The organism is Herbivorax alkaliphila (assembly GCF_030848475.1).
Classification (GTDB): domain Bacteria; phylum Bacillota; class Clostridia; order Acetivibrionales; family Acetivibrionaceae; genus Herbivorax.
On sequence record NZ_JAVDDS010000044.1, the window covers coordinates 1 to 13,176 of the forward strand.

The 13,176-nt window shown below is 30.9% G+C and carries 13 protein-coding genes; 2 read left to right on the top strand and 11 right to left on the bottom strand.

The window, feature by feature from the left end:
- Window positions 1–81: 81 nt before the first annotated feature.
- Window positions 82–2,694 carry a putative bifunctional diguanylate cyclase/phosphodiesterase gene (locus RBH29_RS13720; RefSeq protein ID WP_306697493.1) on the bottom strand — a complete coding sequence of 871 codons (2,613 nt, stop codon included), beginning with the start codon at window positions 2,692–2,694 and terminating at the stop codon, window positions 82–84.
- 218 nt (window positions 2,695–2,912) lie between these two features.
- Between RBH29_RS13720 and RBH29_RS13725 the strand changes: the two genes are divergently transcribed.
- A complete protein-coding gene (locus tag RBH29_RS13725; RefSeq protein ID WP_306697494.1) occupies window positions 2,913–4,223 on the top strand; it encodes a putative DNA modification/repair radical SAM protein in 1,311 nt (436 codons plus the stop codon).
- Window positions 4,223–4,957, top strand: a complete 735-nt coding sequence (locus RBH29_RS13730) for a TIGR03915 family putative DNA repair protein (RefSeq protein WP_306697495.1) — start codon at window positions 4,223–4,225, stop codon at window positions 4,955–4,957. Before RBH29_RS13725 ends, RBH29_RS13730 begins: the two co-directional genes overlap by 1 nt.
- 23 nt (window positions 4,958–4,980) lie before the next feature.
- On the opposite strand, the gene RBH29_RS13735 is transcribed toward RBH29_RS13730, so the two are convergent.
- The 10 genes from RBH29_RS13735 to RBH29_RS13780 all read right to left on the bottom strand — a co-directional run bounded on the left by RBH29_RS13735 (window position 4,981) and on the right by RBH29_RS13780 (window position 13,110).
- Window positions 4,981–5,769, bottom strand: coding sequence for an REP-associated tyrosine transposase (locus RBH29_RS13735; RefSeq protein ID WP_306697496.1), 789 nt, complete (start codon window positions 5,767–5,769; stop codon window positions 4,981–4,983).
- 82 nt (window positions 5,770–5,851) lie between these two features.
- Window positions 5,852–6,331 carry a hypothetical protein gene (locus RBH29_RS13740; RefSeq protein WP_306697497.1) on the bottom strand — a complete coding sequence of 160 codons (480 nt, stop codon included), beginning with the start codon at window positions 6,329–6,331 and terminating at the stop codon, window positions 5,852–5,854.
- A gap of 132 nt (window positions 6,332–6,463) precedes the next feature.
- Window positions 6,464–6,997 (bottom strand): hypothetical protein, encoded by a 534-nt coding sequence (locus RBH29_RS13745; protein WP_306697499.1) that lies wholly within the window; start codon window positions 6,995–6,997, stop codon window positions 6,464–6,466.
- Window positions 6,998–7,158: 161 nt separating this feature from the next.
- Window positions 7,159–7,632 (bottom strand): hypothetical protein, encoded by a 474-nt coding sequence (locus RBH29_RS13750; RefSeq protein ID WP_306697500.1) that lies wholly within the window; start codon window positions 7,630–7,632, stop codon window positions 7,159–7,161.
- A gap of 277 nt (window positions 7,633–7,909) precedes the next feature.
- Entirely contained in the window at window positions 7,910–8,098 is a 189-nt protein-coding gene (locus tag RBH29_RS13755; protein WP_306697501.1) for a hypothetical protein, read from the bottom strand.
- Between the two features lie 71 nt (window positions 8,099–8,169).
- The gene (locus tag RBH29_RS13760) at window positions 8,170–8,931 is read right to left on the bottom strand and encodes a hypothetical protein (RefSeq protein ID WP_306697502.1); all 762 of its coding nucleotides are present in this window, start codon (window positions 8,929–8,931) and stop codon (window positions 8,170–8,172) included.
- A 386-nt stretch (window positions 8,932–9,317) separates the two neighbouring features.
- Window positions 9,318–9,851 (bottom strand): hypothetical protein, encoded by a 534-nt coding sequence (locus RBH29_RS13765; protein WP_306697503.1) that lies wholly within the window; start codon window positions 9,849–9,851, stop codon window positions 9,318–9,320.
- Window positions 9,852–10,614: 763 nt separating this feature from the next.
- Window positions 10,615–11,604: a diaminopimelate dehydrogenase gene (locus RBH29_RS13770; RefSeq protein ID WP_306697504.1), complete on the bottom strand. Its 990-nt coding sequence runs from the start codon at window positions 11,602–11,604 to the stop codon at window positions 10,615–10,617.
- 212 nt (window positions 11,605–11,816) lie between these two features.
- Window positions 11,817–12,296 (bottom strand): 23S rRNA (pseudouridine(1915)-N(3))-methyltransferase RlmH, encoded by a 480-nt coding sequence (gene rlmH / locus RBH29_RS13775; protein WP_306697505.1) that lies wholly within the window; start codon window positions 12,294–12,296, stop codon window positions 11,817–11,819.
- Window positions 12,297–12,318: 22 nt separating this feature from the next.
- A complete protein-coding gene (locus RBH29_RS13780; protein WP_306697506.1) occupies window positions 12,319–13,110 on the bottom strand; it encodes an MBL fold metallo-hydrolase in 792 nt (263 codons plus the stop codon).
- Window positions 13,111–13,176 lie beyond the last annotated feature (66 nt).

Consider the following 13,176-nt stretch of genomic DNA (forward strand, 5'->3'; position numbering starts at 1 on the left):
TCTTTTTTTATTTCTGAACAACTACAGGCAGTCATTAAAAATATTAAAAGCACTAAAATAGTGCATCTAACTTTTCTCATATCAAGAGCCCAGCCTTTCTGTCTTTGATAAATCGCCTGTCCACTTTCTCCATATTTCAGTAAACTTTTGCCCACTTACAGGTCTTGCAAAATAATACCCTTGCATTTCATCACAGTTGTATTTTCTTAAAAAGTCTCCCTCTTCTTGTTTTTCTATGCCCTCTGCGATTACTTTCAAATTCATTCCATGAGCCAAATTAATTATTGATTTAACAATAGACTTATTATTTAAATCGACTTCAACATTTTTAACAAAAGATTTATCAATTTTTACCACATTAACTGGAAAAAACTTTAGTTGACCAAGAGATGAATATCCTGTTCCAAAATCATCAATAGAAATTGTTACCCCCATTTCTTTTAAATGATTTAGAATATTACTTACATATTCAGGATCTTTTATCATAAAACCCTCTGTAATTTCCAGTTCTAAATATTGAGGCTCTAACCCAGTTTCCTCTAATATCATTTTAATTTCTTCTACTATATTTTTATTATAAAACTGTCTAGCTGATAAGTTTACAGCAACACGAACCTTAGTAAAACCTTCATCCTGCCACTTTTTATTTTGACGACAGGCTTCTTTTAAAACCCACTGTCCAATAGGTATAATAAGACCGGACTGTTCTGCTATCGGAATAAACTGTTCTGGGGAAATAAATCCTTTTTTTAAATGTTTCCATCTAATCAGTGCTTCCATTCCCTTTATTTCTGATGTTATTCCATCAACTATCGGCTGAAAATATAACTCAAACTGATTGGCATCTAATACTTTTCGAAGTTGATTTTCAAACCACATTTGTTCAAATAATTTACACTTTAAAGACTCTGTGTAAAATACATAGGTGTTACCGCCACACTCCTTGGCCACATACATAGACGCATCTGCAAGTTTCATAAGCGTTTCCACATTGTCTCCGTGTTGAGGATACATTGCAATTCCAATACTTGATGTTATGTGCAGTTCATGGTGATCAAAACATACAGGCTGATTAATTAACTTTAAAATTTTCTGTGCTATACCCTCTACTGACTTTTTTGTTATTTTTCTTGCAATGACAACAAACTCATCACCACTTACACGAAAAACTTTTATATTTTCAGCTTGTAATTTAGTCAAACGCTCAGCTATCTCCTGTAATAACCTATCTCCAACAACATGACCTAAAGAGTCATTTACCTGCTTGAATCTATCCAAATCAAAAAAAAGTAATGCAAAAGCTTTGTTTTTGGATTCATCATTAAAGTAATCTGCCAACGTATCCTGCATCGAAACACGATTTGGAAGACCTGTTAGTAAATCGTAATATGCCAGCCGATGAGTACGAACAAACATTTTTTTTAGATTATCTGCTACAATTTTAAAATTATCTGTTAACGAATCAATTTCAAGTATGTTACTTTTTTGCCATTCAATATTGTTTCCATCAGCTAAGCGGGAAGGAATCCCTGTTGTTGTATCAGCCAACTTAGCCAACTGCCTAAAAAATATACGATTAAACATTAAAGTAATAAGAACCATACCTGAACAAAAAAATAAATATACCCAGAGTTGGGAAGTATACGAACTTAAAATATTAGACAAAATTGGAGTAAACGGAGTCATAACAACTGTTTTTAAGTTTACATCTGTAAGCTCCCTCTCTTTAATGATATATGCGTACTTCCACCTTTCTAGACGGGTACTAAATTCTCCATTGGGAACCCAATAATATGAGTGGTCAGATTGAGCACTAACGGCTCCTCCCAAACGCCAAATAAAAGGCTGCTCCTTTGAAATATCTGAATTAGAGCCAAGTACAATGTCATTTTGATTTAAAACAACAATTTCACTACCACTTTCTGCTGAAATATTATTTAATTCACGCATTAATGAAATTTCCTGTATAGCTCCATGCTCCTTTAATGCAAAAAGCTCTTGAGGTGTCAGACTATCAAGATAGCTTTCTACCATCTGTAGTTGAGAAGAAAGTGCATTATCAGTCACAGCGGTAACATTTTTTACATTGTTATACCCAACCAGAATTACAAAAATTAAATAAGGAATAGTCACAGCTGCAAGGGTTGTATGAATCATAATACTGCTAAATCTTAAACTATTAGATGTACCTTTACTGTTGTTACTTATTTTTTTTAATGATGTGTATGTAAATAAAATATCAACCAACAAACTACTAACTAATGCAACAGTAATTTCTTTTAATACATAAAAAACCGTGCTCTGATCTATCACTTCATTTGTTATACTAAAAAAAAGAAACATCAATGGTCCGCCAGCCAGTAACCAAAAAAGAAGCATGTGGTGAATAAACTTGTTAGGGCTTTTTCTTCTTTTTAGGGAAATAAATATAATTGCCATTGCATAAATTAGGGCTATCGGCAACGTCATTGGACTAAAAAGCACTGCAATGCCGTATACAATTATAGCTGTTAAAATCACTCTCTTTAACGAATATATACAAACAATTACCAACATAGTAACTGTAGCCAAAGAGAAACTAATTCCTGCATGCAAAACAACAGGGTTCAGCAATAAAATCAAAGATATCACCCCTAGAGCCATATAAATTAAATGACTCTTTGCCGATTTGCACAGGGCATTTTTAATTGGCATAAAACAATGCTCCCTCCAAAACTTTAACCGTAACCGAGTAAATGACAATTCAATCCCTTTATATTGTATCAATTTATAAACAAATAATCAATAGAGACAGGGGGACGGTTCTCTTGTCTCACTTTTTGATATATGAAAAATATCGAACATATGTTTGATATTTTGTTTTCGATATGCTATAATTTCCTTATAAATTAAGTTTAAGGATGGGTAGCTTTATGGAACTTCAAAAAAAACTTAAAATTTTATCTGATGCTGCAAAATATGATGTATCATGTTCTTCTAGTGGAAGCTCTAGGAAAAACATAAAAGGAGGAATCGGTAACGGCGCATCCTGCGGAATTTGCCACAGCTGGGCTGATGACGGAAGATGCATTTCCCTTTTAAAAATTCTCCTTACAAACTATTGCACTTATGACTGTGCCTACTGCGTAAATAGAATATCAAATGACGTTCCAAGAGCCACTTTTACCCCAAGCGAAGTTGCAAATCTTACAATTAACTTTTATAAAAGAAATTATATAGAAGGACTTTTTTTAAGTTCTTCCATTATTAAAAATCCAAATTACACTATGGAGCTTTTATACGAATCTGTTAGACTTTTAAGGGAAAAATATCTTTTTAACGGTTACATACATATAAAAGCCATTCCTGGTGCTGACCTTGGAATTATTGAAGCAACAGGAAGAATGGTAGATAGAATGAGTGTGAATATAGAGCTTCCCTCTAACAACAGCCTCAAACTTTTAGCACCTGAAAAAGAAAAGGAATCAATACTAAAACCTATGGGCTTTATTACATCAAAAATAACCGAAAAAAAAGAAGAAAGAAAACTTATAAAAAAAGTTCCTAGTTTTGTACCTGCTGGTCAAAGTACACAGATGATTGTAGGAGCCAGCCCTGAAAACGATTTAAGTATTATACGTTTATCAGAAAATTTATATCAACACTATAAATTAAAAAGAGTATATTATTCTGCATATGTACCGATTAATTCATCAAATTCAAATCTTCCTGCAATTAATAACCCACCATTATTACGAGAACACAGACTCTATCAGGCTGATTGGCTTTTAAGGTTTTATGGATTTAATGCAGAAGATCTTTTAGATGAAAAAACACCAAACTTTGATATCAAGCTTGATCCAAAAGCAAACTGGGCTCTCAACAACATACATCTTTTCCCTATCGAGGTAAATAAAGCTGACTATGAAACACTTCTTCGTGTTCTAGGTATAGGAATTCGTTCTGCCCAAAAAATTATAAGGGCTAGAAAAGTAACCTCATTAGGTTATGATGATTTAAAAAAACTGAAAATAGTTTTAAAACGAGCTAAATTTTTTATTACCTGTAAAGGAAAATATAATGGGGGCTTGGACATAAACGATAACCTTATCAGGTACGCCCTTACAGACAATGTTAAGACTTATGACAATAATCCTAAATGGGAACAAATTTCGCTTTTCCCTATGATAGATAAAGTTCCAACAATAAGTGATAATTTAATGAGTATAACAGGTGAGAGATAATGATAAATTATTATTATGACGGAAGTTTTGAAGGCCTATTAACAGCTATATATGAAGCATATTACAGGAGAGAATCTCCTTTAATTTCTCCTGAGCAAAAAAATATGCAGATACAGATGTTTGTAACAAATATAAAAATTGAAACGTCGGATACAAAAGCATCAAAGGTATATGAAGCAATACATAAAAAAATATCCTATAATGCCTTAAAAAATGTTTATCATGCATACCTTTCAGAAGTTGAAGGTATTAGTCAAAATATATTTAAATATTTAAAATTCGGCTTTAAAGCAGGAAAAAAGATAGATTTCCATCTTACAGATGAAAGAGTTCTTCCTGTGCACAAAGCAGCCAAATCAGTCCAAAGGGAAAGACATCTAATGCTGGGAATACTGAGATTTAAAAGTCTTCACGATGATTTATACTACGCCTCATATGAACCTGACCACAATATAACTGCACTTTTGATTTCACATTTTTCTAAAAGACTTTCAAGTCAAAACTGGATAATACACGATGTGAAAAGAAATATTGCAGCAGTATATGACAAAGTTAGCTGTGTTATTACAGACCTTCCAAGAGAAATTTACAATCAACCAATTGCTAAAACTGATGATTATGAAAGTTTATTTAAAGAGTTTTTCAACAGCATCTGCATAAAAGAAAGGATTAACCCTAAACTTCAAAAACAGTTTCTACCCAAAAGATATTGGAAACACCTAATCGAAAAATAAGACAAGGGGACGGTTCTCTTGTCTCATTTTTTATGTTTTAATGCCCTATTCACTGTGTCTTTATTTATCCCAGTAATGCTTGATATCTTTCTAATAGAAAACCCTGTCTTTTCCCTAAAATCCTTCAACAAATCATCCGGTACCTTACTGCCTTTTGTTTCAGCATTTAGTCCTCTTTCAAGCAACATCTTCAAAAAAAGTTCTTTTGCTTCTTTCTCACTCATGATTTCTTGCAACTCTTCTAGGTCAATAAAACTTTCATTTGATTCCTGATTCATAAATTTTTTATATTCCATTATGGCAGTATTTTTATTTTCTGAAAAAATTCCTAAAAGCAAATGCTTATCTATAATATCTGAATAACTGTTTTCTTCATCTATATAAGTATTATAGCTGCTCCACTTATAATCAGATGCTCTTTTTACTATCCCTGCTTTTACAGGATTGTTATGTATATATCTTGCTAATGCTAAAACATAATTATCTTCTTCAACAACTTCACTTTTAAATCTTCCTTGAAATAGGTGACCTGCTCTTTTATACTTGTTATTAAAATAATGAACATAACTTACTGTAATACGTTTCATCACTTTTGATATATCTTCTTTTCCTTCTCTCATCATTAAATGAACATGATTACCCATGAGGCAAAAAGCCTGCAAACAAAATCTATCATCTTGTTTTTTATCTCTTATTATTTTCATAAAACGTATCCTGTCATCATCATTGCAAAATATAACTCTTCTTTCATTTCCTCGAATCATAATATGATAATATCCACTATTACTTCGAACTCTTTCATGTCTTGGCATAAATTATCACCCATTATTTATTGTATCAGTATCTAAACAAAAAAACAAGACAAGAGAACCGTCCCCTTGTCTTTCCTTGTCTTTAAAAAGGCCATTCATAATCATATATTGTAAGATAGCCCTTAGGTGCAAACAATAATCTTATTGAATATCTGTCAATAGGATAAATAATATCCCATGAGCTTGCAACAAAAACTTTATAATTCTCTAGTCCATCTAAATGTTTTTCTCCATCTAATTGCCCTTTGAATACAAAGCTGTTTCCAGGAATAAACAACCCGTTTTTAAGATATTTTTTAGGATTCTCTCCTTCTATTATTATAAATTCACTTTTCTCTAATATCGTCTTATCTTGACTTATAATCTCTTCTACCATCCAAGGAGAACCTGTAACTTGCTCAAATCTGCATACTACTATTATATCCTCAGTCTCTTCTGTAAGAGTCATTTTATCGTTGTTATTTAATTTATGCGAATTCTTTATAGGAATATAATTAAATAAGATTACTACCATTATTAGTATTGCGATAATCTTAATAATGAGCTTTACTATACTTTTCACAATAATTTCCCTCCTTTTTCTGAGTGAGACATAAATTAATTTACAGGAGTAAATGTTTCCCATTCTACATTATCAGAGGCTACAGGATAATTAATTGACCCAGCTGGAAACCTCCCCTTTGCCTTCTTTCCTTTAGTCATAAACTGTCCACCTGTCACATTCACTATAATATATGTTACAACTGTTAAAAACCCCTTTGTATGTCAAGAATCGTAATTGGTAATAATCATCCTCCAATATTTCATATTCATATGGCGACCCTGTAAAAAACATTTGACTTGTTGGTATCTCACTTAAATACTTTGGTACTAAACAATCTAAAGTATCTGGTAAACTTCCTTCTTTGTCTTGATATATGTTAATAGCAGAAATAATTTTATCCCCTTCATTTCGTGATAGTTCTCTTAAATTTTCATTAATTCTATCACTTATAAGAAGAGATAGCACCATTACAATTATTAAAACTAAATTTATTATTATATTTGACCATACTTTATTTTTAAGTCCTTTGTATATTACATATGGCAATGCTATTATTGATAAGCCAGTTACTAAAAACCATATAAAATTCGTAATCATTGCAAAATCTCCTTGGATAGAAGAAATAGCAAAAACTACACCAGATATAATGATTATTATAGATAATTTTATTATCTTATTTAACATATTAAAATCCCCTTATTTCAAGACAAAACAAGAAAAGATAACAGTATTCTTGCCTTGTCATAATTTTAATCCTTTATTTGCTCTGTTTTTATCTATGTCATTAAAAATTGTTTCATTCTAATCATAAAAATGTTTCTTAATTCTAAAAACAAGAATAATCATCAAGGAAAAATATAGTCAAACAAGCTTAAATGATTCTTAGAAGAAAATACTCTTAATGACATTCCTCTATCAATAGGTTTTAATAGATGCCAATCTTTTGCGTTAAAAACTTTATACTTTTCACCAGAAAAATCATATTCTTTTTCGCCTGTAGTTTCACCGATTATAACAAAATGATTATTAGAATGAAAAAGCATCATTTCTGTTAATTTTTTATCTGGACGACTCCCTTCAATTATAATTAATTCTATTTTTCTTCCTGTAAACAAACCATTTTCATCGCCAACAATACCCCAGCTTGGTCCCGTTGACTGAGGTAATACACAAATTACTATTTCCTCTCCATTCTCTTTATTTAATTCTTCTATGTCTTCTATGTGTACAGCTTTTTTAATAGGAATTCTTTCAATTATAATTATTAATACTAATAATATAATAATACATTTTAATCCCACTTGTACAAATTTTATCATTTGCCCACTCCTATCATTGCCTTGTAAACGTATTCCTCTCTATTCCTTCGCTTGCTTGTGGTAAATTTATTGATCCTGTTGAATCAAAACCATACTATCCCTGCTTTTACAGGATTGTTATGTATATATCTTGCTAATGCTTCTTCAACAACTTCACTTTTAAATCTACCCTGAAATAGGTGACCTGCTCTTTTATACTTGTTATTAAAATAATGAACCTAACTTACTGTAATGCGTTTCATCGCTTTTGATATATCTTCTTTTCCTTCTCTCATCATTAAATGAACTGATTATCCATGAGACAAAAAGCCTGCAAACAAAATCTATCATCTTGTTTTTTATCTCTTATTATTTTCATAAAATATATCCTGTCATCATCATTGCAAAATATGACTCTTCTTTCATTTCCTCGAATCATAATATGATAATATCCACTATTACTTCGAACTCTTTCATGTCTTGGCATAAATTATCACCCATTATTTATTGTATCAGTATCTAAACAAAAAACAAGACAAGAGAACCGTCCCCTTGTCTTTAGTTTTTAAATACTATTATTTCACCTTCTAATGTTTCTCCATCAGGAGCTAACCTTGGTATTCCACCTGTTGACATAACAAATTCAATTCTATCTTCTGTTTTTTCTATCGAATCTGAACTATCCACCACCACAAAAAATCTATAGTCATTATCTTCGTTTTTTGATATATCATCTGACCTATATTTTATAAAGTAGTCATCTATTCTATTGTCGATAATAACATATTCTATTTTTTTATTATAATCATCCGAACTAAATAATCCTCCACCTAACAAGTATGGTTCATAATTTTCACCTTCAAATGTTATTTCTTTAGCTAACATATTTAACTCAATATAGTGCTTTCCCTCCTCATCTAAACTAGGGCCATTAATTAAAACTTGTCCTATTCTTTCTCCATTAACAGTCCCTTTTAGATCAAAATCTTGTGATGCGTTAAAATATTTTTCTGCATTATCAATAGTGCGCATAAGGACTTTGTGTATAGGACTTACATGCATAAATCCAATTATCATAGACCTTATAGTAAATACAGAAACTACAGTTAACAGCAGTACTAAAACAATTGGAATTGAATTTTTTAAATTCTTTTTGTGCTTTTTTATAACAAAAATTATACTTATCGCTATTAGAATTGTAAATAAGCTTATACAAATTAATCCCAATTTAAAAATTCCTGCAAAATCACTTAACATACCACAAGAAAACAAAAAAATTAACAAAAACACATAATTTTTTTTAGTTTTTCCACTTATCATAATATACCTCTTTTATCTCCTCAAGTTATAAAATGTATTTTTATTTCTAATTAAAAGACCAGCCCAAAAATTCACCTGTATTAGTATTATGTTTTATAGTTGAATCCCATTGTATCTCAACAACATACGGTGTTGCCTTAGGCGACAACGAACCAAGCATCGGAGATAGTGGAATTTTTTGAATTGCTTTTATAAGTTCATAATTTGTATCAACATTAGGCTTAAAATCTGTATTATCAACCCATGTAAATGTTTAATCAAAAACTGCCCAATTATCATATCTTGTTACAGTTCCATTTATTCTGTAATAATCATTAAACCCTAGAACTGGTTCGTTGGGATCAACAACATTTACTATCTAAAACCGTCTCCTTAGCTTCTTTCCTTTAGTCATAAACTGTCCACCTATCACATTCACTATAATATATGCCATAACTGTTGAAAACCCCTTTGTATGTCAAAAATCGTAATTGATAATAGCCATCCTCTAATATTTCATATTCATATGGCGACCCTGTAAAAAACATTTGACTTGTTGGTATCTCACTTAAATACTTTGGTACTAAACAATCTAAAGTATCTGGTAAACTTCCTTCTTTGTCTTGATATATGTTAATAGCAGAAATAATTTTATCCCCTTCATTTCGTGATAGTTCTCTTAAATTTTCATTAATTCTATCACTTATAAGAAGAGATAGCACCATTACAATTATTAAAATTAAATTTATTATTATATTTGACCATACTTTATTTTTAAGTCCTTTGTATATTACATATGGCAATGCTATTATTGATAAGCCAGTTACTAAAAACCATATAAAATTCGTAATCATTGCAAAATCTCCTTGGATAGAAGAAATAGCAAAAACTACACCAGATATAATGATTATTATAGATAATTTTATTATCTTATTTAACATATTTTAATTCCCCCTATATCAAGACAAAACAAGAAAAGATAACTTTTTTCTTGTTTTGTTTGATACTTAGAATTTTATCCTTTATTTGCTCTGTTTTTATCTATGCCATTAAAAATTGTTTTCATTCTAATCATAAAAATGTTTCTTAATTCTATAAAATTAATTTTGGTTGCTCAAGTAAACTATCTTGGTGGTGGAGGTACATAAGGAATTCTTTTAAATGGTAAACAGTTCCTCGCTGGTCTTTCACTATAATCACTTTGAGGTATATATTCCCAATTAGGAGCTTCTTGGGAGCTCCTGCTCGTATTTGCCTAAAATAATCTTCAATATGATCACTTAGTATTATTTCTTCTAAATAAATTTGCTGTTGCATTCAATGACATAGCTACAAATATTAATCCATGTCTATTACTTGGCAAATAATATCTGTTTTAGTATGTTATCTTTGTCATTCATATTTTTTGGATTATATTTTTTTTACTTAGAAATTTACAGTCATTTTTTGACTTGTTAATTTCTAGTGCATGCTCTCTGTATCACTTGTTTCAATAGCTTCACTCGTCCTCAAAATATATAAATTCCTATACTTTTAAAAAAATCCCCCTTGAAATAAGTTAGTTTTCTATAATTAAACAAAATTCTAGTTTATTGTATATCAATTGCCATAAATAATCAATAGATAAATTAAAAAAAGTTTCTTTATTTTATTTATTTAAACAAAAAAAGAGACAAGAGAACCGTCCCCTTGTCTCTTTTTTTGTTATAATAATTCTTTTCTGAGTTGTGCTGAAGATTCTGTTGAAAGGTATGAAAGAGGCACATCAAATACTGTCTTTGCTCCAATCTGACCTTCCTTATGCATCGTATACGTTGCTCTTGCATATGCAACTAATACGCTGGCAGTAAATTCAGGATTGCTGTCAAGCTTTATAGAAAACTCTACAATTTGATTGTTACCCTCTTCTCCTGTGACAGCACTGCGTATAACTTTACCTCCATGAGGCATAGCTGAATGGTTTTTCTTTAACTCTTCCTCTGAAATAAAATTAACCACCGTTTCATAATCAGAAAAGTAATTTGGCATGGACTTAATTTCATTTTCTATTTTTGCTTTGTCTGCTCCATCTTCTGGAACAACAAAACACTCTCTTAAATGCTTGTCCTTATTGCCAAGCTCAGGCTTTAATCCTTTTCTCACCTTTTCAAGTGCTTCATCTTTAGGTATTGTGTACTGAACACCGTTCTTTACACCTTCAACTCTCCTTATTGCATCAGAATGTCCTTGGCTTACTCCCTTGCCCCAAAAGGTATATCCAACACCATCAGGCAATATTGCCTCAGTCAACATTCTATTCATAGAGAAAAGTCCTGGATCCCATCCTACAGAAATAATACCTATCTTCTTACTTGATTTTGCAACAGAGTCTACTGCCTCAAAATATTCTGGAATCTTAGCATGAGTGTCAAAACTATCCACTGTGTTAAACATTTTAACAAACTCAGATCCTTGTTTAGGTAAATCTGATGCAGAGCCTCCACAAAGAATCATTACATCAATTTCATCAGTATACTTTGCTGCATCATCAACGTGAATAACTTTAACACTAGAATCATTTGTCTTTAAAGTCTCTGGATCTCTTCTTGTAAACACTGCAAACAACTCAATGTCCGGTGTTTTTTTAATTGCTGCTTCTACACCTCTTCCTAAATTTCCATATCCTACAATACCAATTTTAATTTTTTTACTCAAAATAATTCCTCCTAATTTTTCTCTTATATACAAGATCGCCATTTTTTTAATTGACGATACCAATCTTAATCTAACCACACTTTTTAGTTTTAATATTTTTACGAAAAACATTATACCATAAAAAGTTAAAATGTAAAAGGTAAAGTGTTACAGACATATTTGCATAAACAAGCTCCACTCTCTTTAATGTCTTGATAGTGTTGCATATATAATTATTTATGGTATGTCTCATTAGACAATATTTTAAATGCCCTAAAAATCTGCTCTAAAAGTATAACTCGTGTTAATTGATGTGGAAAAGTAAGATCTGACAGAGAAAACCGAAAGTCCGACAGGTTAATTATTTCGTCATCTATTCCCAACGAACCACCTATTATAAATGTGATGTTTGATTTCCCTGAAATAAAAAATGAATTTAGTTTATTTGCAAAACTTTCAGAGTCCATCTTTTTCCCTTTAATATCTAAAACAATAATTAAAGTTTTATCTTTTATTTTTTTCATAATCCTTTGAGCTTCTCTTTTTTTTACCTGCTCTTCTTCTACGATGCTTAATTTATCCGGTGCTTTTTCATCATTTACTTCTATTATATCTAACTGACAAAACTTAGAAAGCCTTTTGCTGTATTCAGCTACAGCTTCCTTTAAATACTTCTCTTTTAACTTTCCCACTGAAATTATATTGATTTTCATTAACTACTATCCCCATTTTCACTTATACTTCTACTGCCTTGCTGGCTCCTCCCCTTAATGCAACTGAAAGCATAATATCCCTCTTTATATCTATACTTTTTTCACGCAATATATTGCTTACAGTTTGGTATGCTAACTGGGGAAAATTATTTTCTTTGCTCAAATGACCTAAAAGAAATCGCCTAGTTCCATTCTCAGCTAAGTAAGCCACTACTTTCCCTGCCATTTCGTTGGACAAATGTCCCTTGTCTCCCATTATTCTTTTTTTTAAATGCCATGGATATTTTCCCATTTTAAGCATTTCAACATCGTGATTTGACTCAATCAATAAAAAATCGCTTCCCTTTATATAACTTAATAATTCTTTATTCATATGTCCTATATCTGTTGCTGTTGTTAGCTTTTTATTGTTTATAAAAAAGTTAAATCCTACTGGCTCAACTGCATCATGAGGAATAGGAAAAGGGTTCACAAAAAAATCCCCTATATCAAATCCATTACCTGTATTAAAAAATACTTTGTTTTCATCTCTCACAGTACCTAAAGAACCTTCCATCATACACCATGTATTTTCATTTGCATATATGGGAATATCAAATTTCCTAGAAACAATTCCTGCTCCCTTGATATGGTCACCGTGTTCATGGGACACCAAAATAGCACTTAATTCTGTTGGGCTTTCTCCTATAGAACAAAGTGCCTCAATTATTTTTTTCCCACTTAAACCACAATCAATTAATAATTTAGTTCTTTCTGAAGAAAGAAAAATAGAATTCCCACTACTTCCACTGTATAAACTACAAAATTTTATCATTTGTAATCTCCTGACTAAATTTTAAAATGCCTTCTCAAAGTTAATCTCTTTGCCTAAAAATAGCTG